Consider the following 21,174-nt stretch of genomic DNA (forward strand, 5'->3'; position numbering starts at 1 on the left):
ATTCAACGTATGACGTCGATTGCAAGTCGCGGCCTGACCCTGAGTTATCAGCGCCAGGTGATTATTGACGCGCTGGATATGCAACTGCCCAAGGGCAAGATCTCGGTGCTGATTGGCAGTAATGGTTGCGGCAAAAGTACCTTGCTCAAATCCTTTGCACGACTGCTGAAACCGCAGCAAGGCTCGGTGATTCTCAACGGCGTGGATATCCAGCAAAAATCCACGGCGGCGGTGGCGCGCGAGTTGGCCATCCTGCCTCAGACACCGACGGCACCGGAGGGCATTACCGTTCGCCAGCTCGTGGCTCTGGGCCGATACCCTTATCAGAGCTGGATGCAACAGTGGTCGGCCGAGGATGAAACCATGGTCAATCGCGCGCTGACGCAGACCAGTCTGCAAGCGCTGGCGGATCGGCCGGTGGATGCCTTGTCCGGTGGGCAGCGCCAGCGTGCGTGGATCGCCATGACCCTGGCCCAGGACACCGGCATCGTGCTGCTGGACGAGCCGACGACCTTCCTCGACCTGGCTCACCAGATTGAAGTGCTGGACCTGCTGCGCGACCTCAACCGGTTCGAGAACAAAACCATCATCATGGTGCTTCACGATCTCAACCTGGCCTGTCGTTATGCCGATCATATGGTTGCGGTGCATGAGCGTACGGCATTTGCCCAGGGCCGGCCTGAGGACGTCTTGACTCAGGCGCTGGTCAAAACCGTGTTCGACCTCAACTGCAGAATTATTCCTGACCCGTTCTTTGGTACGCCGATGTGCATTCCGTTTGGTCGGGAATTGCCGCAATGAGTCTGGCTCACCACTTCACCGCGCAAGAATGGAACGTGCTGGGCGGTGGGTTGCGGTTGAAGGACTGCGCCGAACGTGACCCATTACGCTCGCTGATGGCGCGTGACCTGTTGCAGGAAGATATGTGCGAGCGTTTGCTGGACGCATTGAGCCCGGTCATTGGCTCACCGTCGCGGGCGATCACCGCCTCGCTGCTGGGTAAGCGTCTGTCGTTCCTGGTCACCGGCGCCTGTTTGTACGCCATGTCGGTGTACGACAAAGGACTGCTGCTGACCCTGGACAACACGGTGATCGAATACGGCCACGATGAAGGGCTGTGGACGTCTTCGATGCCGCTGGCTCATTCCCTGCCGCTGACGTACGGGGCCGGTGAGCGCGAGGCCTGGCGGGAAACCCTGGTGCAGGCATTGTTTGCCGGGCTGTTGAAGCCGCTGTGGCAAACCTTCAACCGTGTGAGTGGCGTTTCACGGCGCATCCTGTGGGAAAACACCGCCGTGCGCGTGTATTCGTTGTATGAAAAACGCATGGCGAAAATCGACGAGCCGTCGGTACGCGAGCGCTATGAAGCGGACTTCAGATGGTTGCTGACTCAGGCAGAACCTGCGCTGTTCGGCCTCGATTACAACCCGCTGAGCCATTTCCGCCGACCGCCGACGCTGGTCGACGAGGGGCAACGCAGCATTCGTTTTCGGCGAACCTGCTGCTTCTACTACCTGGCTACTGAGCCCGCTGAATATTGTTCGACCTGCCCACTGCTGCGTCCGGGGAAATGCCGATGAGTTATCAGATCAACCCTCGCCAACAGCTTGTCACCCCGGAGTTGCTCAACGCCTACCGGTCGATCCCTTCGTCAACCATCGGCCATTTTTCCGATCGGGGTTTCCTGCGCGGGATCAAGCCGCTGTTCAACGACATCCGCATGGTCGGTAATGTCGTCACCGTAAAAATCTTCCCGCCGGATGGCAGCATTCTGCGTGAGGCCTTGTTGCTGAGTGAGCCGGGCGACGTGCTGGTGATCGAGTGTGTGGGCGACGAGGAGTGTGGCTGTTGGGGTGAACTGCGCACCCTGGCCGGCCTGATCAAAGGGTTGGCCGGGGTGGTGGTGTCGGGTGCGGTCACGGATGTCAGTGCATTGCGTCGCCATGGGTTGCCGATCTTTTGCCGGGACGTCAGTGCGTACACGACTCGCGGCATTGGCGCCCATGGGGACGTCAATCGGTCGATCAGCGTGGGCGGGGTTCAGGTACAGCCGGGGGACCTGGCTATCGGTGATGATGACGGCGTCTTCATCCTCGATGCCCAGCGTGCGGCCGAGCTGCTTCCCGAGCTCTTGGCCAAAGAGGAAATGGACCAGCAGCGCAGGGCCGAATTTTTGCAGAGGCTCAATCAGCGAAGAGGCTGACTTCCCGAGCGGAAATGAAAAGGGGCAACTGTGCAGTTGCCCCTTTTTTTCGTCTATCGGTCAGAAGCCGAATTTGTCGCGCAATCCGTAATACCAGGCGCCCAACGCAGCAAATGGTGTACGCAGCAGTTGTCCGCCGGGGAACGGGTAGTGGGGCAGGTCGGCAAACGCGTCGAAACGCTCGGCCTGGCCACGCAACGCTTCGGCCAATACCTTGCCCGCCAGGTGCGTATACGTCACGCCATGTCCGCTGCAACCCTGGGAATAGTAGATGTTGTCGCCCAGGCGTCCGACCTGAGGAAGACGGGACAAGGTCAGCAGGAAATTGCCGGTCCAGGCGTAATCGATCTTCACGTCCTTGAGCTGCGGGAAGGCCTTGAGCATCTTCGGTCGAATAATCGCCTCGATGTTCGCCGGATCCCGCGCGCCATACACCACGCCACCGCCGAAAACCAGGCGCTTGTCGGCGGTCAAACGGTAGTAGTCGAGCAGGTAGTTGCAGTCTTCGACGCAGTAATCCTGCGGCAACAGGCTCTTGGCCAATGCTTCGCCCAAGGGTTCAGTGGTGATCACCTGAGTCCCGCAGGGCATCGATTTGGCGGCCAGTTCCGGCACCAGATTACCGAGATACGCATTGCCCGCAACGATGACGAACTTGGCCCTGACCTTGCCTTGAGGCGTATGCACCACCGGATTCGCACCGCGCTCGATGCGCACCGCCGGCGACTGCTCATAAATGGTACCGCCCAGCGACTCGACGGCTGCCGCTTCGCCCAACACCAGGTTCAGCGGATGAATGTGCCCGCCGCTCATGTCGAGCATGCCGCCGATGTATTGATCGCACGCGACCACTTCACGAATGCGACGCTGATCCATCAATTCAAGCTGCGTGTGACCGAAGCGCTCCCACAGACGCTTCTGGGATTCCAGATGGCCCATCTGCTTGGCGGTAATGGCGGCGAATACGCCACCGTCCTTCAAGTCGCACTGGATATTATATTTGGCAACCCGCTCACGAATGATCCGCCCACCTTCGAACGCCATCTGCCCCAACAACTGAGCCTGCTTGGGACCGACACTGCGCTCGATCACATCGATGTCGCGGCTATAACTGTTAACGATCTGGCCACCGTTACGCCCCGACGCACCAAAACCTACCTTCGCCGCTTCAAGCACCGTTACCCGGAAACCGTTTTCCAGCAGAAACAGGGCAGAGGACAGACCGGTGTAACCGGCACCGATCACACAGACATCTGTCTCTACGTCATCCTGCAAGGCCGGGCGCGGCGGAACCGCATTGGCTGACGCGGCGTAATAGGATTCCGGGTAGGGAGTGTTCGCCATCCTGCAGCCTCTGTTTAATATATTTTACGAGTGCATCGATCCTACCCGAGATAAAAATCGACCGCCAGCCACCGCAAAATCTTCTTTGCAGCCGCAAAATTAAATATTTTGCATATTCATAGGGTTAGCTCGAAAAAAGGTGTTGACACCCCTCCGGAATTCCGTAGAATGCCGCCTCACAGCAGGCACGTAGCTCAGTTGGTTAGAGCACCACCTTGACATGGTGGGGGTCGTTGGTTCGAGTCCAATCGCGCCTACCAAACAAAATCCGCTCTGCTGGGCGGTGTGAAAAGGGTCAACCCACGGGTTGGCCCTTTTTTTCGTCTTGGATTTCTTGCAGAACGTTCACAAAACATAGGCTTCGTTCACAGTGGGCAATGTGAGCGCCGATATCAGCTCGTTGTCATAGCTGCCTTTACCTTTGAGCATCGTTTCACAGTACGTCATGCCCAACGTATACCCGCTTCCTACAGAATCCATGCCCTGTTTCACCAAGACATTGCGCCCGGTAGTATGCCCCACTCACTAATAAGGAATTCAACATGAAGGTATGGATAGCGGTGGCACTGATTGGGGCGATGACAACTAGTGGTGTGGCTCCGCTAGCACTAGCCGCATCACAAACAGGTACAGGGCATGAGCTATACCAAAACTGCAAAGAATCGATGAATGCCAGTGGTCGAAACACAATCCCACCGGGCACCGACATGCTGAGTGTGGGACTTTGCTTAGGGCTAATCGAAGGAGTGAAGAAAACAATCGCAATTCTGCAAACAGGAATGTCTGCTCGTGACACTCAAGTGTGCTGGCCTGAAAGCGGCCTGACCACCGGGCAAGGAGCGCTGATCGCCATCAACTATCTAGACAGGAACCCTGCGCGGTTGAATGAGGATCAAACCCGCGTGGTGATATTGGCATTCAAAGACGCCTTTCCCTGCAAGGGATAACCAAGACCACTTTCCACAGGATTCCCAATTCGCCGCCGAAAAATTCGACCACTTGCATGGGGGTTCTGGTCTCATGGCTGGAAATATAAGCCGAGACCCATACCGACCTCACAGGTATCAAGCAGGACATCGACCTTCTTTTCGTCGTGCCTTCATTTTTCCGGTGGCCCGCTCGATGACGTGATAGGCGTTCTCGCCGAAGCGAATCGCGCTTACTGGTACCTCCTTGCCGATCAGCGCGTTGTTAATTCAGGCTTTGGATTTGGCCCGCTGTATCTGACCAATGAATCATTGAGCGGCCTCATGGTCATATCGCTGACCTTTGCATTCAGGACGTTCAAATGAAGCGTGCAGTAATAATGTTCATGGCCATTTCAGGCGCTCTCCTGCTGGGAGGCTGTGGGCCTCACTGGGACGACGGAGAAAGGTACGGGCGAGATCGGGATCGAGATCATGATTACCGTCGCGGATACGACCGCGGGTATGACGATGATCGAGGGTATGACCGCCGATATGACCGTCGTGACAATGATCAGGGGTATGACCGCAATCACCGTCGCGATCGCGATCGTGATCGTGACGATAGAGACGACTGAAGGCGCTGGCCGTCGGCAAGCGAGAGACGACGGTGACTGGCTCTCCTCGGGCCGGTCAATGATCACCTGGTTTGCCGCTTAGCTTTAGCGGCACGGATTGCCGATGATTCAGGCGTAAGATAGCGGTGCTACCTCATCAAAAGGAGCCGCATATGATCGCCAACCAAATGAACAAGCCGGTATCTGAGGATAGAGCTGTTTGGGATCAATACTTCTGCGCTGCGTTGATTGCGGAAAGCAATTTGACGGCACCGGTTGTAGGAGGCGCCACTCATGAAGACAGGCAGAACCTGTTGATTGAAAGGGCCAAAGCTCTCGCCGACAAGATGATGGAAAACAGAAAATAACCAGAGCCCAGCCATCGCGCTGGGCTCTTCACATCTGGATCTCGGCTGCGGTGCAGCGCTTGCTGCCAGGCAGGGCAGGGTGCGTGGGTTTGATCGCCGTTAGCATCGAGAACCTCAAATGCCTTCAAGCGTTTTCAAAAACTCCCGGATGTGTCCGGCCGCCTCTTCGGGCGCAACCTGAAGTAGGCAGTGCGGTGCGTCGATTTCAATGATTCGTGTATCACGGTTCATTGAAGAGACCAGCGCGGATGCTGTCCCTGGAACCACCGAATCATGCTTAGCGCGAAGGTAAATAGTCGGTACGCTGACTTGGGCGAGCTTGGCGGATACGTCAACGGCAAGAACCGATCGTATTCGTGAACGCATTACCGAAGGGCTCACTTGAGTGATGGCCTGCCGTAGCGCTTTGCGCAGGGCGCTCGTGGAAAACCGGCCGAGTAACACTTTGCTGATCCATCCGACAGGCGTAAGGCTGAGCGGCAGTGCGCTTGGCAAAAAACTCAAGTGACTGAATATGGGTCTTGGATTGCGTGCGAATGTGCTGCATAGCACGAGTCCCACCTGCTGGGGCAGTTGCCTGGCGCTCAGGGAAATAGCAATCGGTCCTGAGAAGGATTCACCCAGCAGTACGAATGGTCGGTCGGTCGGCAGCGACTCTCGGACCAGCGACTCCAGTGCTGTGTAGCTCAGCGGAATATTGGGGGGATAGGTGATGATTAGCGTATCGAATTCGCGCTCCATGATGGATGCAAAGGCTGCGAACAATTCACCTGTCCCGTCCATTCCAGGAAGCAGGACCAGTGTGGGAGTTGATCGATTCATGTCTTCCGTCCTTGGTGGGCGGCCATTCTTCCGTCGATCAATCGCGTACTGGATAACCACAAGCCTGGATAGTCGCCAGGCACTGTAACGAGGGGATTGCCCCCTCGTTACAAATGTTGCATGAAGAGCATGAATCACTACTGGTGTGGTTCATCTCAGCAACGTCGGACCTGCGTGGTAAGTCCAGTCCACTAAAACCAATCTTACTTGGCGTTCAACTTCTTCAGTTCTTCATAAGTCGCCGACTGTACAAACCAGAAGCCGGAGATGATGCACCACGTCAGGGTGCCGGTAATGAAAACGCCTGCCCCGGACCAGAAGCCCTGAACGAAGATCATGACCACTGCGGCGATCCAGATAACGGCCAGTGCGACATACAGAACTATGTTGTTTACGCCAATTACGAACTCTTTCACGTCTATTCCCTTTTGAATGTTTGTCCTCTGGCTCCTTGTGCAAGGGCCAGTGGGCGGCAGGGAGATAGCTGGCTGTTCGCCAGTCATGTCACGGCCTGCAGGCAGATATCCAGGTTTTGGACTACTACTGACAAGCCCATTTCCTTATCCCTGTCAGGAGCATCCCTATGCTGTTTCACTGGTTTCTTGCGGCGATCCACCTCTTGGCTGTTGCCTTGGGCCTCTGGGCGGTGCTCACCCGAGGAACGGCGTTAAGCCGCCTGGCCGTCGGTACGGCGCCGGTTCGCGGCGTGCTGGTTGCCGATAACGTATGGGGCATCTGTGCGGGTATTTTGCTGATCACAGGTTTGATGCGGGCCTTCGGTGGGTACGAAAAAGGCACTGACTATTACCTTCATCAGCCGTTGTTCCATCTGAAGATGACGCTGTTCGTGATCATTCTGCTGCTTGAAGTGGCACCCATGATCACCTTGATCAAGTGGCGGATCGCCTTGGGCAGGGGCGCTTCAATTGACCAGGGCCGAGCCAGGCTGTTTGCACGCATCAGCCATATCGAAGCGCTGTTGTTGATGTTGATGGTAATTGCGGCCACCGGGATGGCGCGCGGTGTGACCTTCGGCTAGTAACGGCGTGATTCGTCGGGGTTAAAGCGAATAGTCTGACAGTCACGGCGTGGCCGAAGCCGGTAGCATCGGCTTCACGTAATGGGGGAGGAGGCGAGGGCTCAGCTAAATGCCGAGCATGAATCTTTAGCCAGCCATTGCGCTGTAACGAACGGGCTGGCTACTGACTGCAGCAGGATTCAGGGAGTCTGCGGTTTGTCTGGGGCGGTGAGGCCAGCCTGAATGCGCTGATAGATTTCTTCGCGATGAACCGCAACGTCTTTCGGGGCATTGATGCCAATTCTGACTTGCTGGCCGCTAACGCCCAGAATGGTGATCGTAATGTCATCACCAATATTTATGCTTTCACCGACTTTGCGGGTGAGTATCAGCATGGTCTTCTCCTTGATTGCTTTGTAGGGCACCTGATTCGGACAGTGCAGAGGTCGGTGGTATGTATAGATTAGTGCGAAGTCTCACGGTTTGGGTGCCTCTTTCTGACGCGCAGATGCTGCATTAATTCCCAAGGCGTAACTATACAGAGGCCGCAACCATCATTCTCGTTGTTTTGAGCCCATTTTGCGGCACTCGGGAAGTATTCATGGATGCTAAAATTGCCGCTTTAAGCATTCTGAGGGAAGCGTTGTGCGCAAAATGGTCTTGGTAATCGCGGTATTGGCGCTGGCGGGATGCGGTGAGGGCAAGAGTGTTGACGCGCAAAAGCCGCAACCGGCAGCTGCGACTGCACCTTCGGTGGTCTCCGCGCCACAATGGGATCTCGAAGTACGAGGCGAAACACCTCAGGCGGTCAGCGATTTGAGCGGCTGGCTGATTGAGCACAGTTTCGTTTCCAATATCGTCAAGGAAAATGGAAAGACCCGGATTCTGCTCGGGCCATTCAGTTCGAAAGCCGAGGCCGAGGCCAAACAGACAGAAGTGCGCGCTTCGCTCACCCGGGCGAAGAAACAGAATATCGAATTGTTGGTTGTCGACCATCCAGTAGCCCAGTAGCAGTCCTTTTCCAGACTGCTTTCTACGGAACGCCTTAAAGGGGATCCACATTGACTCGTTTCTAGACGTAGTCACTGTCGATTCCCAGTAGGAGTTCCCCATGGCCTCCGCCACCCCTTACAAAATGTTCGACGCAGTCCTGCGGCGCAAAAAGGCGCTGAGTCCTCATTTGATGCGCGTCACTCTGGCCGGTCCGATGGTTACCGAAATGGCGACCTGGGCACCGGACCAGCGCGTGAAGCTATTCTTTCCGGCTGTAGACGGTTCGCCTGCCAGGCTCGCTCATGGCGATGGCTGGTATGCACGTTACCGCTCAATGCCGGTTGCTCAGCGCCCGGCAATGCGCACTTACACCATCCGGCATTTGCGTGCCGAGCAAGGCGAAGTGGATATCGACTTCGTGTTGCACGGCGAAACCGGACCCGCATCCCGTTGGGCAATTCATGCAGCGGCGGGTGAGCCGATCCAGATCGTCGCACCTGATCGGCAGTTTTCGGCGCAAGACGCGGGTGGTTTCGAATGGAAGCCACCTCAACAGCTCAAGCATCTGTTACTGGTCGCCGATGCCACGGCCTTGCCCGCCGCGCTCGGCATTCTGGAAGAGCTGGCAGCGCTTGCCGTCCCACCGATAACCCAGGCGTTTTTTGAAGTAGACAGCGTGGACGATGCATTGCCGGTCCCTGACTGGCCCGGGCTTTCGGTGGAGTGGCTGATTCGAGATCGCGCCACCGCGACTGGAGCGGGCTCGCTGATGGTCGACGCGGTCTGTCGGGCCATTCTGCCGTCATCCGCTTCGAAAGCATTCGAAGCGGTGGAACTGGCGGAAGTCGATGTCGACGAAGACATGCTCTGGGAAACGTCCGAGATTGCCCGTGATGGCTTCTACGGCTGGATCGCCGGTGAAACGGTTGCAGTGATGAGCCTGCGCAAATACTTGATCAAGGAATGTGGCATTGCCAAGGAGTCACTCAACCTGATGGGCTACTGGCGCTACAACAAAGCGGGCGGTTAGAAACGAACAAAGGCCTCAGGTGTTAAACCCGAGGCCTTTGTGTTTTCAGCGTGCGCTTAACCGCAGGCTTTCATGTCGATCGGGCCGACAAACTCGTTGCCGCGTCCCATGACGCACCCCACGCTTTGGTTGCGCTGTCGTTCCCAGGCCTCTACCGGATAGGTTTTGTTCCAGGCTTCGTACAGTTGTCGATCCTGTTTCGACAAGCTCAAACCGTACTGCTTGCTCATGTAGAAATACGTTCGAGCGATCATGCCGCGTATGGACGGGCGGGGCATGACCTTCTTCGCCTTGAAGTCGACCTGGGTCAGGCATGAGCCATATTGGCCCGACTGCACCGGCAACCAGCCGAAACTGAAGTTGCTGCGATCGCCATTCACCTCACCAATGCTCGGCACCAGGTTGTGCAGGTCGGCTTCGGCCTTCTGGTACGTCGGATCGTAACGCGTGCAGTTCTTGCGTCCACCTTCTTGCCAGCACTGCCGCTGATGGCCGATCTGCCAGGCCGGAACAATGTGCTCCCACTCGATGCGGGAAGCGCGCTTGGCGTTTTTACGCGGTACATAACCGCAGGCTGCGAGGTTGACCTTGTTGCCGGTGTATTTGCACCCGCAATAGAACTCTGTGGATTGCGGTGCGTAGAGCTTCCAGGCAACTTTTTTGGCTTCGTTGAAGGTGCGTGGGGCGCCTGCCTGGGCGCCGACGGTGATGAACAAAAACAGCAAAGCAAGCCAGCGGACACTCATTGACTCAATCTTCCTTCGGCACAACCCAAAAAATCTGCACACCGCCATCGTCGCGATAGGCGAGGGTGACGTTGTCGTTCTCGTCGATTTCTTCGAGCAATTGTTCCCACTCATCTACGGGTTCGTCCGGTAGACGGAAGATCAGGGCTGCTTTGGCTTTTTGGGCAGTGGGGGAATTGATGATTTTTTGAACGCGCATACCCATGCGTTCATAGGAGTCAGGAGAGGCAGAGGTGGTGGCCACGGGATTATCCTTATTAAGCTGTACGTGCATACAGTATTTAACTGTAGGCATTTTCGCAACTGCTTAAAATTCAAGAAAATCCTCTGACAGCAGTTTTTTCCGTTTGGTGTAGGACGAAGGGAGATTTTTTATCGAAATATCGGAAGGGGGTGTGAGCCACTCGCCTGGGTTGGCGAGTGGTGAAAGCAGTGCCCGACCGGAACCGGTCGGGCGAGGGCGAATCAGTATTCCCAGAACATCCGTTGCAGCTCTTTGCTGTCGTTGGTCTTGGTCAGAGCGACCATGGCCAGGATGCGAGCCTTTTGCGGGTTCAGGTCATGCGCTACAACCCAGTCGTACTTGTCGTCTGGCTGTTCAGCGTTACGCAGTACGAAACCGCCGGCGTTGACGTGGGACGAACGAATGATTTGCACGCCGTCCTTGCGCAGGGCTTGCAGCGATGGGACTACGCGGGACGAGACAGAGCCATTGCCGGTACCGGCGTGAATGATGGCTTTGGCACCAGACTGGGCCAACGCTTTGTAAGCGGTATCGCTGACGTTGCCGTAGGAATAGGCGATTTCGACGTCAGGCAGGCTCTTGATGGTTTTGATGTCGAATTCCGAGTCCATGGTGTGACGCTTGGCCGGCAAACGGAACCAGTAGGATTTGCCCTCGACCACCATGCCGAGTGGGCCCCAGGCACTTTTGAACGCCTCGGTCTTGATGTTGATCATTTTGCTGACGTCGCGACCCGACTGGATTTCATCGTTCATGGTCACCAGTACGCCTTTGCCGCGTGCGTCTTTGCTGCTGGCCACGGCCACTGCGTTGTACAGGTTCAGCATGCCATCGGCCGACATAGCGGTGCCTGGGCGCATGGAGCCGACAACGATGATTGGCTTGTCGGTTTTTTCCACCAGGTTCAGGAAGTAGGCGGTTTCTTCCAGGGTGTCGGTGCCGTGGGTGATAACGATGCCGTCGACGTCTTTGCTGTCGGCCAGTTCAGCCACGCGACGACCCAGTTGCAGCAGGTTGTCGTTGGTGATGCTTTCGGACGCGATCTGCATGACCTGTTCGCCACGAACGTTAGCCAGCTGGCTGAGTTCCGGAACCCCTGCGATCAATTGTTCGATGCCGACTTTTGCCGCTTGATAGGTTGCGCTGTTGGCGGCGCTGGCGCCCGCGCCGGCAATGGTGCCGCCTGTGGCCAGGATCACCACGTTCGCCAGTTTCTGTTGGGTTTCGACTTCTTTTGCCTGAAGGGCAGTAGGCAGGAGTAGCAAGAGGGCCAAAGCGCCCGGAACGAAGGTCTTGAAAGCAGATGTCATTATTTTTCTCTCTAGTAGTGAGACGGTGCTGATGCAGGTTCATCTAGATGCGCCCCAAGCGGATCTGAACGCTTGGGGTGAATGAGATGAGCAGGATCTGTACCAGTCGTACTTTGAATGAGAAAAACTTTTAACTTGATGATTTATATCAGTATTTATTTGAGTGGCCAGAGTGATTACACAACCTGTTGTCCGGGTTTCCGAACGCGTTGAGCGTTTGTGTTCGGCTCTCCGAAAAGTACTACAACCTCTGTCGAGCAAATCGCCTTGCGAGATTGCGAATCAGTGCTAAAGAAACCCGCGCTTCGGTCGATGCTCCTTTAAAGGATCTTTCTACTCAGGAGTTCACATGTCGTTATCCATTGGTATCTCAAACGCTGCAGGCGTCACCATTGGTGGTAAGTCCGCCGCTACGATCCGAGCGTTGAACGACGCCACCGCAGAGGCTGCCGATAATACGCTGGGCACAAAAGAAGGCGACGGCAACCAAGTCAAGACTGGCGCTTTGGGATTGGATAAAAGCGCGGGCGCGCAGACCGAAACCCCAGACGAGAGCAACCAGAGTGTGGCGGTGAAAGTCCTGCTCAAACGCATGCAAGAGCTACAACAGCAACTGCGCGAGCAACAGCAACAATTAGCCGCAGCTCAGGCGGCGTCTTATCCGACACCGGAAGCCAAGGCCACTGTGGTCATGGCATTTCAAGGGCAGATTGCCGACACCAATGGTGCGTTGCTGGAAGTGTCCGCAGCCCTGGTCAAGGAACTGGCCAAGGGTTCCAGCACCGGAACGGTGGTCAACACCACTGCATGACTTGAATGCCCGGCTTTTGCCAGCCAGTTCAAATAAAGGGTCGTTTCTGCTCGTTGACAAATGTCGACAGGGTTCGCATAGTTCGGTCTCCGCAAACGTTTGCGCGGCGCTCCCGGTGGTTATCCATCCGGGAGCGCAATGAAGCCTACGCCAGCGCAAGCGTTGCTCACAATAATCATAAGATCGGAGTGAACCCATGAAGCTGCCATTCGCTGGACGTCTTCTCGCTGTCGCTATGCTGGCTGCCGCATCCGTCGCGTTACCTGTCTCCTCGGCCTTCGCCGAGACGCCTGAAAAACCCAAAGTCGCGCTGGTCATGAAATCTCTGGCCAATGAATTCTTCCTGACCATGGAAGACGGCGCCAAGGCCTATCAGAAAGAACACGCCGGCGATTTCGAGCTGATCTCCAACGGCATCAAAGACGAAACCGACACAGCTGGCCAGACACGCATCGTCGAGCAAATGATTCTGGCCAAGGTCAATGCGCTGGTCATCGCGCCGGCTGACTCCAAAGCCATGGTTCCTGTGATCAAGAAAGCCATCGATGCCGGTATCACCGTGATCAACATCGACAACCAGCTGGACCCGGCTGTGGTCAAAAGCAAAAACATCACCGTACCGTTCGTAGGCCCGGATAACCGCAAAGGCGCGCGTCTGGTGGGCGAGTACCTGGCCAGGCAACTGAAGGCCGGAGACGAAGTCGGCATCATCGAAGGCGTTTCAACCACCACCAACGCACAGCAAAGAACCGCAGGCTTCAAGGATGCGATGGAAGCGGCGCAGATCAAGGTCGTCTCTTTGCAGTCTGGTGACTGGGAAATCGACAAAGGCAACAAAGTTGCTGCCTCGATCCTCAGCGAATACCCGCAAGTCAAAGCCCTGCTGGCCGGTAACGACAGCATGGCCGTCGGCGCAGTATCCGCCGTGCGCGCAGCGGGCAAGGCCGGCAAGGTGCAAGTGGTCGGTTACGACAACATCAACGCCATCAAGCCAATGCTCAAGGATGGCCGCGTCCTGGCCACCGCTGACCAGTTTGCGGCCAAGCAAGCTGTTTTCGGCATCGAGACTGCGCTGAAGATCATCAAAGGTGAGAAAGTCGACAGCGGCACCAATGGCGTGATCGAAACTCCGGTAGAGCTGGTTACCAAGTAGTCCTTCTGGCGACACAACGGTGCTCGCCCGTCGGGGCGAGCGCATGGAGAGTTTTTATGTCAGTTTCCGCCCCGAACGCTGTCCTCTCGGTCAGCGGTATCGGTAAGACCTACGCCCAACCGGTCCTGACCGGCATCGACCTGACGCTGATGCGTGGTGAAGTGCTGGCGCTGACCGGCGAAAACGGCGCGGGAAAAAGCACGCTGTCGAAGATCATCGGCGGGCTGGTCACACCGACCACCGGCCACATGCAATTCCAGGGGCAGGATTACCACCCCTCAAGCCGCACTCAGGCCGAAGACCTCGGCATCCGGATGGTGATGCAAGAGCTCAATCTGTTGCCGACCCTGTCGGTGGCGGAAAACCTGTTTCTCGACAACCTGCCCAGCAAGGGCGGCTGGATCAGTCGCAGGCAATTGCGCAAGGCGGCGATCGAAGCCATGGCCCAGGTCGGCCTCGACGCGATTGACCCGGACACGCTGGTGGGCGAACTGGGTATCGGTCACCAGCAAATGGTGGAGATCGCCCGCAACCTGATCGGCGATTGCCACGTGCTGATCCTCGACGAACCGACCGCGATGTTGACGAACCGTGAAGTCGAGATGCTGTTCGAGCAGATCACTCGTCTGCAAGCTCGCGGCGTGTCGATCATCTATATCTCGCACCGTCTCGAAGAACTGGCGCGGGTCTCCCAGCGTATTGCGGTACTGCGCGATGGCAACCTGGTTTGTGTCGAGCCGATGGCTAATTACAACAGCGAGCAACTGGTGACGCTGATGGTCGGTCGTGAGCTCGGCGAACACATCGACATGGGCCCGCGCAAGATCGGCGCTCCAGCTTTGACGGTCAAAGGGCTGACCCGTTCCGACAAGGTTCGCGATGTGTCTTTCGAAGTGCGCGCCGGCGAGATCTATGGGATTTCCGGCTTGATCGGGGCAGGGCGCACTGAGTTGCTGCGCTTGATATTCGGTGCTGATACAGCGGACAGCGGCACGGTTGCACTCGGTTCGCCAGCGCAGGTTGTGAGTATCCGGTCACCGGCTGACGCGGTCGGTCATGGCATCGCCCTGATCACCGAAGACCGCAAGGGCGAAGGCCTGCTGCTGACCCAATCGATCAGCGCGAATATTGCCTTGGGCAATATGCCGGTGATTTCCAGCAGTGGCTTCGTCAACCAGGGTGACGAGATGGCGCTGGCCCAGCGTCAGATCGACGCCATGCGCATCCGCAGTTCCAGCCCGACGCAACTTGTGTCTGAACTGTCCGGCGGCAACCAGCAGAAAGTCGTGATTGGCCGGTGGCTTGAGCGTGATTGCTCGGTGATGCTGTTCGACGAGCCAACGCGTGGCATCGACGTCGGCGCCAAGTTTGACATTTATGCCTTGCTCGGTGAGTTGACCCGTCAAGGCAAAGCGCTCGTGGTGGTGTCCAGCGACCTGCGTGAGTTGATGTTGATCTGCGACCGCATCGGCGTGCTCTCGGCGGGACGTCTGATCGACACCTTCGAGCGTGACAGCTGGACCCAGGATGATTTGCTTGCCGCCGCGTTCGCCGGCTACCAAAAACGTGATGCGTTGCTCAACGAAGCAGCGCCTAGGGATCTCGCATGAATACTGCAGTGACTGCCGGCAAACGTAGTGGCAACTTTTACGGCCTCGGAACCTATCTGGGCCTGGCCGGTGCCTTGCTGGCAATGGTCGCGCTGTTCTCGGTTCTGAGCAGCCATTTCCTGTCCTATGACACCTTCAGCACCCTGGCCAACCAGATTCCGGACTTGATGGTGCTGGCGGTCGGCATGACGTTCGTGTTGATCATCGGCGGCATCGACCTGTCGGTGGGTTCGGTGCTTGCGCTCGCGGCGTCAACGGTCAGCGTGGCGATTCTCGGTTGGGGCTGGAGCGTGTTGCCTGCGGCGCTGCTCGGAATGGCGGCGGCAGCACTGGCCGGGACCATCACCGGTTCGATCACTGTGGCGTGGCGGATCCCGTCGTTCATCGTGTCCCTCGGCGTGCTGGAAATGGCCCGTGGTGTGGCCTATCAAATGACCGGGTCGCGCACGGCCTACATCGGCGACGCCTTCGCCTGGTTGTCCAACCCGATCGCCTTCGGCATCTCGCCGTCGTTCATCATTGCCTTGCTCATCATCTTCATTGCCCAGGCAGTGCTGACGCGTACCGTGTTCGGTCGCTACCTGATCGGCATCGGCACCAACGAAGAGGCGGTGCGTCTGGCAGGGATCAATCCGAAGCCCTACAAGATTCTGGTATTCAGTCTGATGGGGCTGCTGGCCGGTATTGCTGCGCTGTTCCAGATTTCCCGTCTGGAAGCGGCGGATCCGAATGCCGGCTCCGGGCTGGAGCTGCAAGTGATCGCCGCGGTTGTGATCGGCGGCACCAGCCTGATGGGCGGTCGCGGTTCGGTCATCAGTACGTTCTTCGGGGTTCTGATCATTTCCGTATTGGCGGCCGGTCTCGCGCAGATCGGCGCGACGGAACCCACCAAACGCATCATCACCGGCGCAGTGATCGTGGTGGCGGTGGTGCTTGATACTTATCGCAGTCAGCGCGCAAGCCGGCGGACCTGAGTCATGGCAACAATCAAGGATGTGGCAGCGCTCGCGGGAATTTCCTACACCACGGTTTCCCACGTAGTGAACAAGACCCGGCCGGTGAGCGAAGAGGTGCGGGTCAAGGTTGAGGCAGCGATCAAAACCCTCGACTACGTGCCCAGCGCCGTGGCCCGGTCCCTCAAGGCCAAAACCACGGCGACCATCGGGTTGCTGGTGCCCAACAGCCTCAACCCGTACTTCGCCGAATTGGCGCGCGGCATCGAGGATTACTGCGAGCGTAATGGCTACTGCGTGATTCTTTGCAACTCCGATGACAACCCGGACAAGCAGCGCAGTTACCTGCGCGTGCTGCTGGAAAAGCGCATCGACGGGCTGATCGTCGCTTCGGCTGGCGGTGACGCGGGACTGGCGGAGGGCCTGGCAGGCGTGCGTACGCCGATGGTCATCGTCGACCGTGGACTGGAAGGTGTGAATGCCGATCTGGTGCGAATCGATCATGAATACGGCGCCTATCTGGCGACCCGCCACCTTCTGGAGTTGGGGCACCGGGACATCGCCACCATTGGCGGCCCGGCGAGTACCAGTGTGGCGCAGATGCGTCTGGCCGGTTATTGCCGTGCCCTGAAAGAGGCGGGTGTCGAAGTATCCCGCGAGCGCATGCTGGAAAGCGACTTCACCAGCACCGGCGGTTACAACGCCGCCGCGATGCTGCTGGAAAAGAACCCGCCGAGCGCGATCTTCGCCGGTAACGACATGATTGGTATCGGTGTGCTGCGAGCGGCGGCCGAGCGCAACATTCGCGTGCCGTTGGACCTGTCAGTGATCGGCTTCGACGATATTCAGATGAGCCGCTATGTGTACCCGGCGCTGACCACTGTGGGGCAGTCGATCCTGCAACTCGGCGAGATGGCGGCCGAAGTGCTGTTAAGAAGAATCGCCGCGCCGGATATGGCCACCGATCAACGGATCGTGACGCCCAGTATTGTCCTGCGGGAGTCGACTGCACCGCTGGCCGGCGTGTTCGCCCAGTTCCGTTGAAATAGAAAGCCGCTAAATCAAAAGCATCGCTGAAACAGAATTGATGAGTAGTGACGTATGCCAGCAAAAGTAGTGGTTATAGGCAGCCTGAACATGGACCTGGTCACCCGGGCGCCACGGCTGCCCCGTGGCGGTGAAACGCTGATCGGCGAGTCGTTTGCCACGGTTTCCGGTGGCAAGGGCGCGAATCAGGCAGTCGCCGCGGCGAGGCTGGGGGCGCAGGTGTCGATGGTCGGTTGCGTGGGCAGCGATGCCTACGGCGAAGAGTTGCGCGGGGCGCTGTTGGCCGAGCAGATCGATTGTCAGGCAGTCAGCACCGTCGACGATTCCAGCGGCGTCGCGTTGATCGTGGTCGATGACAACAGCCAGAACGCAATCGTGATCGTTGCCGGTGCCAACGGTGCGTTGACGGCAGAGGTGATTGATCGTTTCGACGCCGTATTACGGGCGGCGGACGTGATCATCTGTCAGCTGGAAGTCCCGGATGCCACAGTCGGTCATGCGCTCAAGCGCGGCCGTGAGTTGGGCAAGACCGTGATCCTCAACCCGGCGCCGGCCAGCCGCCCACTGCCGGCGGACTGGTACGCGTCCATCGATTACCTGATTCCCAACGAAAGCGAGGCCGCGGCGCTGAGTGGTTTGCCAGTGGATTCTCTGGCTTCTGCCGAAACCGCTGCGGCCCGGTTGATCTCCTTGGGCGCCGGCAAGGTCATCATCACCCTCGGTGCTCAAGGTTCGCTGTTTGCCAACGGCAAAGGCTTCGAGCACTTCCCTGCGCCGAAGGTGAAAGCTGTCGATACCACGGCGGCTGGCGACACCTTCGTCGGTGGTTTCGCCGCCGCGCTGGCGGCCGGCAAAAGCGAAGCCGACGCGATCCGTTTCGGCCAGGTCGCCGCGGCGCTGTCGGTGACCCGCGCTGGCGCGCAACCCTCGATTCCCACCTTGTCCGACGTACAGGCCTTTAAAGCATCATGAAAAAGACACCTTTGCTCAACGTCGCGTTGTCGCGGCTGATCGCTTCCCTGGGTCATGGCGACATCGTGGTGATCGGAGATGCAGGTTTGCCGGTGCCACCTGGCGTTGAACTGATCGACCTGGCCCTGACCCACGGTATCCCGGATTTCATCAGCACGTTGAAGGTTGTGCTCAGCGAAATGCAGGTCGAGAGCCATGTATTGGCCCAGGAGATCCTGGACAAAAAGCCTTTGGCATTGGCGGCGCTCGATGAGCTGAATGCCGAAGGTGCGTTGGGTCGGCGTGAGCTGCTCAGTCATGACCAATTCAAAGTCCTCAGCCGACAGGCACGGGCGATTGTTCGTACAGGCGAATGTCAGCCCTACTGCAACATCGTGCTGGTGGCAGGGGTTACGTTCTAACTCGCTGTTGTCTTTCTGTTGTCCCTCGCACAAGGAGTGCGCTATGCACCGCTATGCTCAGAAACTGCACCACCTGCTCCGGAGTCTGCTGCTTTTGTCCCTGATTACCGCAACAAGCGCCCAAGCGGCGGAAAAGATCGACTTGATCATCGACACCGACCCGGGTGCCGATGACGTGGTTGCCTTGCTGTTTGCTCTGGCATCGCCGCAAGAGTTGAACATTCGTGCGCTGACCACCGTCGCCGGCAACGTGCGTCTGGACAAGACGTCGCGTAATGCGCGGCTGGCCCGCGAGTGGGCAGGGCGCGAGGAAGTGCCGGTCTACGCCGGCGCTCCGAAGCCGCTGATGCGCACGCCGATCTATGCCGAGGACATCCATGGCAAGGAAGGACTGTCGGGTGTCACCGTGCATGAGCCGAAAAAAGGCCTGGCCCAAGGCAATGCAGTCAACTACCTGATCGACACCTTGAAAGCCGCCAAGCCCCACAGCATCACCATCGCCATGCTCGGTCCACAGACCAACCTGGCCCTGGCGCTGATCCAGGAACCTGAGATTGTTCAGGGCATCAAGGAGGTGGTGATCATGGGCGGGGCGCACTTCAACGGTGGCAACATTACCCCGGTGGCTGAGTTCAACCTGTTCGCCGACCCGCAGGCTGCGGAAGTGGTGTTGAAAAGCGGCGTGAAGCTGACCTACCTGCCGCTGGACGTGACCCACAAGATCCTCACCAGCGAAGCGCGCCTGAAGCAGATCGCAGCGATCAACAACAATGCCAGCAAGCTGGTGGGCGATATTCTCAATGAATACGTCAAAGGCGACATGGAGCACTACGGCATTCCGGGTGGCCCGGTGCATGACGCGACGGTCATCGCCTACCTGCTCAAGCCTGAGTTGTTCACCGGTCGTTCGGTCAATGTGGTGGTTGATAGCCGCGAAGGCCCTACGTTCGGCCAAACCATCGTCGACTGGTATGACGGCCTGAAAGCGCCGAAGAACGCTTTCTGGGTGGAAAGCGGCGACGCCCAAGGCTTCTTTGACCTGCTGACCGAGCGTCTGGCTCGTCTGAAGTAAGCCATAGATCCGCAGGTGCCAGCCTGCGGGTTTTACGTTTACTCGCTATCTATCAGGCCAATATAGTCGGTAGGGTACTTCTCGAATATCTGTGCGATGAATATCTGGGCGGCTTGCGTCCCCAGTTCCTTGACCAATAAATCGATACCAATGATTGCCAACTCTTCCGGGCTGCCCGGGCTGTAAGAGCTGTGGCCCTGTGGCCACTTGGCTTTGATGTCGGCGTCGATACTTACGGTGGTCATGATGGCGCTCGTGAAGTCGGGAAAGTCTGAGTGTCGAGTTAACCATTTTGCGCGGCTTTTGGCACTCCGACTTAGGCATGAGGGGAGGGCTATGCGACACTTGGTCTTTGATGATTTTTCAAGGACTGTGCTGTGCAGATCGATTTGAACACTCCTGACGGCTTGACCCTTGAGGCGGTGCGTCAGCTGCTGGCCTCTGCCAGCGACGATGAGCACACTCAATTGCGAGTCACCAAGGGCGGCATCGCCTACATTTCGTCAGGCGTTGTGGGCGGTACTGATATCAGCGGACTGTTGTTTCGTCTGGAGACGTGGGCCAAGGGTTCCGGTTATGTCGGATTGGTCGCGGCCAGTGACGAGGTCTGGGTCATGCAGATTTTCAATGCGCTGAAAGAGAACTGGCCGAATCCGCCGTTCGACTACATTGATGTCTATTGAGCGCTGTTCATATTCAGTCACGATTGAGTGGTAAACGGCAGGGCGATGCTCAGGCAAACTCGCCGCGTGTCCGAATAGAGGGCAGGGTGCTAGTGCTCCCTGTGAAACCAAACGCCAGATTGGCGGTCGCACGATCTCAGCTTAACTATTGAAAAAAGGAGGCTTCATGCCTTGGAAGCTCGCGTCATTGGGTACTTTGTTGGCCGTTGCCATGCTGGCCGGTTGCAGCACTACCTCCACCGAGTCGACAACAGATCCTGTCACGACGACTGATACGGGTCACAGCCGTTGTGAGGCAAAGGCTGCCGAATTCACCATTGGCAAAAAGGCTTCGCCTGAACTGCTGGAGCAGGCGCGTACTCGCGCAGGCGCGCAGAATGCACGGTTCCTCTTGCCTACCGACATGGTGACCCTGGAGTACCGTTCCGATCGTCTGAACCTGAACACCGATGCCAATCGGATCGTCACCCGCGTCAACTGCGGCTGATCGCTCAGACGTTTGTTTCGCCCATAAAAAACCCCGTCACATGGACGGGGTTTTTTTAGTGCGGCTGAAAATTACTCAGCGCGGACTTGTGCAGCTTGCATACCCTTTTGGCCTTTCTCAGCCACGAAGGAAACGGTCTGGCCTTCTTTCAGGCTTTTGAAACCGTCGCTTTCGATAGCTTTGAAGTGTACGAACAGGTCGTCACCGCCACCTTGAGGAGTGATGAAGCCGAAGCCTTTTTCATCGTTGAACCATTTAACGGTGCCGGTTTGGCGATTAGACATGGTGTATCTCCAAGAAACATATATTTTCAGTAGTGCTGTGCTGCTCAGGCCAACTGGGCACACCGGGGTATCATAGTCGAAATGTTCGCTTTGGGAGCCCC

28 protein-coding genes and 1 tRNA gene are annotated in these 21,174 nt (G+C 57.5%); 20 read left to right on the forward strand and 9 right to left on the reverse strand.

Annotated elements, in window-relative coordinates; all coding sequences use genetic code 11:
- Positions 1-9 precede the first annotated feature (9 nt).
- From PMI27_RS04230 to PMI27_RS04220, 3 genes are read left to right on the forward strand one after another with little or no spacing between them, the layout of a single operon-like run.
- Complete coding sequence (locus PMI27_RS04230) at positions 10-801, forward strand: ABC transporter ATP-binding protein (protein WP_008145623.1); 792 nt, start codon at positions 10-12, stop codon at positions 799-801.
- On the forward strand, positions 798-1,580 hold the full coding sequence (locus PMI27_RS04225) for an IucA/IucC family C-terminal-domain containing protein (protein ID WP_008145624.1): 783 nt from the start codon (positions 798-800) through the stop codon (positions 1,578-1,580). The genes PMI27_RS04230 and PMI27_RS04225 overlap by 4 nt, the downstream gene beginning before the upstream one ends.
- A complete protein-coding gene (locus PMI27_RS04220; protein WP_150113574.1) occupies positions 1,571-2,203 on the forward strand; it encodes an RraA family protein in 633 nt (210 codons plus the stop codon). The genes PMI27_RS04225 and PMI27_RS04220 overlap by 10 nt, the downstream gene beginning before the upstream one ends.
- Positions 2,204-2,263: 60 nt before the next feature.
- Here PMI27_RS04220 and PMI27_RS04215 read toward each other — a convergent pair whose 3' ends face one another.
- Positions 2,264-3,547 (reverse strand): NAD(P)/FAD-dependent oxidoreductase, encoded by a 1,284-nt coding sequence (locus PMI27_RS04215; protein WP_008145627.1) that lies wholly within the window; start codon positions 3,545-3,547, stop codon positions 2,264-2,266.
- A gap of 183 nt (positions 3,548-3,730) precedes the next feature.
- Between PMI27_RS04215 and PMI27_RS0229840 the strand changes: the two genes are divergently transcribed.
- From PMI27_RS0229840 to PMI27_RS04200, 4 genes are all read left to right on the forward strand, one after another.
- Positions 3,731-3,807, forward strand: a tRNA-Val gene (locus PMI27_RS0229840).
- Positions 3,808-4,089: 282 nt separating this feature from the next.
- A complete protein-coding gene (locus PMI27_RS04210; protein ID WP_008145628.1) occupies positions 4,090-4,494 on the forward strand; it encodes a Rap1a/Tai family immunity protein in 405 nt (134 codons plus the stop codon).
- Between the two features lie 341 nt (positions 4,495-4,835).
- The gene (locus PMI27_RS32555) at positions 4,836-5,090 is read left to right on the forward strand and encodes a hypothetical protein (RefSeq protein ID WP_081757441.1); all 255 of its coding nucleotides are present in this window, start codon (positions 4,836-4,838) and stop codon (positions 5,088-5,090) included.
- Positions 5,091-5,242: 152 nt separating this feature from the next.
- Positions 5,243-5,437 (forward strand): hypothetical protein, encoded by a 195-nt coding sequence (locus tag PMI27_RS04200; protein WP_008145630.1) that lies wholly within the window; start codon positions 5,243-5,245, stop codon positions 5,435-5,437.
- A gap of 114 nt (positions 5,438-5,551) precedes the next feature.
- Here the strand turns inward: PMI27_RS04200 and PMI27_RS04195 are convergent, their stop codons facing one another.
- Complete coding sequence (locus tag PMI27_RS04195; RefSeq protein ID WP_008145632.1) at positions 5,552-6,259, reverse strand: alpha/beta fold hydrolase; 708 nt, start codon at positions 6,257-6,259, stop codon at positions 5,552-5,554.
- Positions 6,260-6,462: 203 nt separating this feature from the next.
- Positions 6,463-6,675, reverse strand: a complete 213-nt coding sequence (locus tag PMI27_RS0229845) for a hypothetical protein (protein WP_033053577.1) — start codon at positions 6,673-6,675, stop codon at positions 6,463-6,465.
- Positions 6,676-6,842: 167 nt separating this feature from the next.
- Here PMI27_RS0229845 and PMI27_RS04190 point away from each other — a divergent pair, with 167 nt between their 5' ends.
- Positions 6,843-7,298 (forward strand): DUF2214 family protein, encoded by a 456-nt coding sequence (locus PMI27_RS04190; protein WP_008145634.1) that lies wholly within the window; start codon positions 6,843-6,845, stop codon positions 7,296-7,298.
- Positions 7,299-7,477: 179 nt separating this feature from the next.
- On the opposite strand, the gene csrA is transcribed toward PMI27_RS04190, so the two are convergent.
- Positions 7,478-7,672 carry a carbon storage regulator CsrA gene (csrA, locus tag PMI27_RS04185; RefSeq protein ID WP_007938114.1) on the reverse strand — a complete coding sequence of 65 codons (195 nt, stop codon included), beginning with the start codon at positions 7,670-7,672 and terminating at the stop codon, positions 7,478-7,480.
- Positions 7,673-7,922: 250 nt separating this feature from the next.
- Here csrA and PMI27_RS04180 point away from each other — a divergent pair, with 250 nt between their 5' ends.
- Together PMI27_RS04180 and PMI27_RS04175 are read left to right on the forward strand one after the other, a co-directional pair.
- Positions 7,923-8,288: a hypothetical protein gene (locus PMI27_RS04180; RefSeq protein WP_008145635.1), complete on the forward strand. Its 366-nt coding sequence runs from the start codon at positions 7,923-7,925 to the stop codon at positions 8,286-8,288.
- A 100-nt stretch (positions 8,289-8,388) separates the two neighbouring features.
- Positions 8,389-9,300: a siderophore-interacting protein gene (locus tag PMI27_RS04175; protein WP_008145636.1), complete on the forward strand. Its 912-nt coding sequence runs from the start codon at positions 8,389-8,391 to the stop codon at positions 9,298-9,300.
- Between the two features lie 56 nt (positions 9,301-9,356).
- On the opposite strand, the gene PMI27_RS04170 is transcribed toward PMI27_RS04175, so the two are convergent.
- From PMI27_RS04170 to PMI27_RS04160, 3 genes are all read right to left on the reverse strand, one after another.
- Positions 9,357-10,046, reverse strand: a complete 690-nt coding sequence (locus tag PMI27_RS04170; RefSeq protein WP_008145638.1) for an endonuclease — start codon at positions 10,044-10,046, stop codon at positions 9,357-9,359.
- Between the two features lie 4 nt (positions 10,047-10,050).
- Positions 10,051-10,341 carry a DUF1654 domain-containing protein gene (locus tag PMI27_RS04165; RefSeq protein WP_033053541.1) on the reverse strand — a complete coding sequence of 97 codons (291 nt, stop codon included), beginning with the start codon at positions 10,339-10,341 and terminating at the stop codon, positions 10,051-10,053.
- A gap of 170 nt (positions 10,342-10,511) precedes the next feature.
- A complete protein-coding gene (locus PMI27_RS04160) occupies positions 10,512-11,600 on the reverse strand; it encodes an asparaginase (protein ID WP_008145640.1) in 1,089 nt (362 codons plus the stop codon).
- A gap of 349 nt (positions 11,601-11,949) precedes the next feature.
- Between PMI27_RS04160 and PMI27_RS04155 the strand changes: the two genes are divergently transcribed.
- The 8 genes from PMI27_RS04155 to PMI27_RS04120 all read left to right on the forward strand — a co-directional run bounded on the left by PMI27_RS04155 (position 11,950) and on the right by PMI27_RS04120 (position 19,619).
- Positions 11,950-12,411, forward strand: a complete 462-nt coding sequence (locus PMI27_RS04155; RefSeq protein ID WP_008145641.1) for a hypothetical protein — start codon at positions 11,950-11,952, stop codon at positions 12,409-12,411.
- Positions 12,412-12,607: 196 nt separating this feature from the next.
- The gene (locus tag PMI27_RS04150) at positions 12,608-13,564 is read left to right on the forward strand and encodes a sugar ABC transporter substrate-binding protein (RefSeq protein ID WP_008145642.1); all 957 of its coding nucleotides are present in this window, start codon (positions 12,608-12,610) and stop codon (positions 13,562-13,564) included.
- Between the two features lie 56 nt (positions 13,565-13,620).
- Positions 13,621-15,174, forward strand: a complete 1,554-nt coding sequence (locus PMI27_RS04145; protein ID WP_008145644.1) for a sugar ABC transporter ATP-binding protein — start codon at positions 13,621-13,623, stop codon at positions 15,172-15,174.
- Positions 15,171-16,148 carry an ABC transporter permease gene (locus PMI27_RS04140; RefSeq protein WP_008145645.1) on the forward strand — a complete coding sequence of 326 codons (978 nt, stop codon included), beginning with the start codon at positions 15,171-15,173 and terminating at the stop codon, positions 16,146-16,148. Before PMI27_RS04145 ends, PMI27_RS04140 begins: the two co-directional genes overlap by 4 nt.
- A 3-nt stretch (positions 16,149-16,151) precedes the next feature.
- Complete coding sequence (locus PMI27_RS04135) at positions 16,152-17,171, forward strand: LacI family DNA-binding transcriptional regulator (protein WP_008145646.1); 1,020 nt, start codon at positions 16,152-16,154, stop codon at positions 17,169-17,171.
- A 57-nt stretch (positions 17,172-17,228) separates the two neighbouring features.
- Entirely contained in the window at positions 17,229-18,146 is a 918-nt protein-coding gene (gene rbsK / locus PMI27_RS04130; protein ID WP_008145647.1) for a ribokinase, read from the forward strand.
- The gene (gene rbsD / locus PMI27_RS04125) at positions 18,143-18,547 is read left to right on the forward strand and encodes a D-ribose pyranase (protein WP_008145649.1); all 405 of its coding nucleotides are present in this window, start codon (positions 18,143-18,145) and stop codon (positions 18,545-18,547) included. Before rbsK ends, rbsD begins: the two co-directional genes overlap by 4 nt.
- Before the next feature lie 43 nt (positions 18,548-18,590).
- The gene (locus PMI27_RS04120) at positions 18,591-19,619 is read left to right on the forward strand and encodes a nucleoside hydrolase (RefSeq protein WP_008145650.1); all 1,029 of its coding nucleotides are present in this window, start codon (positions 18,591-18,593) and stop codon (positions 19,617-19,619) included.
- A 38-nt stretch (positions 19,620-19,657) separates the two neighbouring features.
- Here the strand turns inward: PMI27_RS04120 and PMI27_RS04115 are convergent, their stop codons facing one another.
- A complete protein-coding gene (locus tag PMI27_RS04115; protein ID WP_008145651.1) occupies positions 19,658-19,864 on the reverse strand; it encodes a hypothetical protein in 207 nt (68 codons plus the stop codon).
- Positions 19,865-19,996: 132 nt separating this feature from the next.
- On the opposite strand from PMI27_RS04115, the gene PMI27_RS04110 reads away from it, so the two are divergent.
- Together PMI27_RS04110 and PMI27_RS04105 are read left to right on the forward strand one after the other, a co-directional pair.
- Positions 19,997-20,302 carry a hypothetical protein gene (locus tag PMI27_RS04110; RefSeq protein WP_008145652.1) on the forward strand — a complete coding sequence of 102 codons (306 nt, stop codon included), beginning with the start codon at positions 19,997-19,999 and terminating at the stop codon, positions 20,300-20,302.
- A gap of 166 nt (positions 20,303-20,468) precedes the next feature.
- A complete protein-coding gene (locus PMI27_RS04105) occupies positions 20,469-20,789 on the forward strand; it encodes an I78 family peptidase inhibitor (protein WP_008145654.1) in 321 nt (106 codons plus the stop codon).
- Positions 20,790-20,860: 71 nt separating this feature from the next.
- Here PMI27_RS04105 and PMI27_RS04100 read toward each other — a convergent pair whose 3' ends face one another.
- On the reverse strand, positions 20,861-21,073 hold the full coding sequence (locus tag PMI27_RS04100; RefSeq protein ID WP_007905882.1) for a cold-shock protein: 213 nt from the start codon (positions 21,071-21,073) through the stop codon (positions 20,861-20,863).
- Positions 21,074-21,174 lie beyond the last annotated feature (101 nt).

The sequence above is a fragment of the Pseudomonas sp. GM41(2012) genome (assembly GCF_000282315.2).
Lineage (GTDB): Bacteria > Pseudomonadota > Gammaproteobacteria > Pseudomonadales > Pseudomonadaceae > Aquipseudomonas.

Excerpts from the sequence above, each read along its gene's own strand:
- PMI27_RS04200 (WP_008145630.1), top strand. The coding sequence starts at position 5,243 with ATGATCGCCAACCAAATGAACAAGCCGGTATCTGAGGATAGAGCTGTT.
- PMI27_RS04135 (WP_008145646.1), top strand. The coding sequence starts at position 16,152 with ATGGCAACAATCAAGGATGTGGCAGCGCTCGCGGGAATTTCCTACACC.
- PMI27_RS04220 (WP_150113574.1), top strand. The coding sequence starts at position 1,571 with ATGCCGATGAGTTATCAGATCAACCCTCGCCAACAGCTTGTCACCCCG.
- PMI27_RS04140 (WP_008145645.1), top strand. The coding sequence starts at position 15,171 with ATGAATACTGCAGTGACTGCCGGCAAACGTAGTGGCAACTTTTACGGC.
- PMI27_RS04160 (WP_008145640.1), bottom strand. The coding sequence starts at position 11,600 with ATGACATCTGCTTTCAAGACCTTCGTTCCGGGCGCTTTGGCCCTCTTG.
- PMI27_RS04120 (WP_008145650.1), top strand. The coding sequence starts at position 18,591 with ATGCACCGCTATGCTCAGAAACTGCACCACCTGCTCCGGAGTCTGCTG.
- PMI27_RS04115 (WP_008145651.1), bottom strand. The coding sequence starts at position 19,864 with ATGACCACCGTAAGTATCGACGCCGACATCAAAGCCAAGTGGCCACAG.
- PMI27_RS04145 (WP_008145644.1), top strand. The coding sequence starts at position 13,621 with ATGTCAGTTTCCGCCCCGAACGCTGTCCTCTCGGTCAGCGGTATCGGT.
- PMI27_RS04215 (WP_008145627.1), bottom strand. The coding sequence starts at position 3,547 with ATGGCGAACACTCCCTACCCGGAATCCTATTACGCCGCGTCAGCCAAT.
- csrA (WP_007938114.1), bottom strand. The coding sequence starts at position 7,672 with ATGCTGATACTCACCCGCAAAGTCGGTGAAAGCATAAATATTGGTGAT.
- rbsD (WP_008145649.1), top strand. The coding sequence starts at position 18,143 with ATGAAAAAGACACCTTTGCTCAACGTCGCGTTGTCGCGGCTGATCGCT.
- PMI27_RS04175 (WP_008145636.1), top strand. The coding sequence starts at position 8,389 with ATGGCCTCCGCCACCCCTTACAAAATGTTCGACGCAGTCCTGCGGCGC.
- PMI27_RS04155 (WP_008145641.1), top strand. The coding sequence starts at position 11,950 with ATGTCGTTATCCATTGGTATCTCAAACGCTGCAGGCGTCACCATTGGT.
- rbsK (WP_008145647.1), top strand. The coding sequence starts at position 17,229 with ATGCCAGCAAAAGTAGTGGTTATAGGCAGCCTGAACATGGACCTGGTC.
- PMI27_RS04225 (WP_008145624.1), top strand. The coding sequence starts at position 798 with ATGAGTCTGGCTCACCACTTCACCGCGCAAGAATGGAACGTGCTGGGC.
- PMI27_RS04150 (WP_008145642.1), top strand. The coding sequence starts at position 12,608 with ATGAAGCTGCCATTCGCTGGACGTCTTCTCGCTGTCGCTATGCTGGCT.
- PMI27_RS04210 (WP_008145628.1), top strand. The coding sequence starts at position 4,090 with ATGAAGGTATGGATAGCGGTGGCACTGATTGGGGCGATGACAACTAGT.
- PMI27_RS04230 (WP_008145623.1), top strand. The coding sequence starts at position 10 with ATGACGTCGATTGCAAGTCGCGGCCTGACCCTGAGTTATCAGCGCCAG.
- PMI27_RS04105 (WP_008145654.1), top strand. The coding sequence starts at position 20,469 with ATGCCTTGGAAGCTCGCGTCATTGGGTACTTTGTTGGCCGTTGCCATG.
- PMI27_RS32555 (WP_081757441.1), top strand. The coding sequence starts at position 4,836 with ATGAAGCGTGCAGTAATAATGTTCATGGCCATTTCAGGCGCTCTCCTG.
- PMI27_RS04165 (WP_033053541.1), bottom strand. The coding sequence starts at position 10,341 with ATGCCTACAGTTAAATACTGTATGCACGTACAGCTTAATAAGGATAAT.
- PMI27_RS04170 (WP_008145638.1), bottom strand. The coding sequence starts at position 10,046 with ATGAGTGTCCGCTGGCTTGCTTTGCTGTTTTTGTTCATCACCGTCGGC.
- PMI27_RS04190 (WP_008145634.1), top strand. The coding sequence starts at position 6,843 with ATGCTGTTTCACTGGTTTCTTGCGGCGATCCACCTCTTGGCTGTTGCC.
- PMI27_RS04100 (WP_007905882.1), bottom strand. The coding sequence starts at position 21,073 with ATGTCTAATCGCCAAACCGGCACCGTTAAATGGTTCAACGATGAAAAA.
- PMI27_RS04195 (WP_008145632.1), bottom strand. The coding sequence starts at position 6,259 with ATGAATCGATCAACTCCCACACTGGTCCTGCTTCCTGGAATGGACGGG.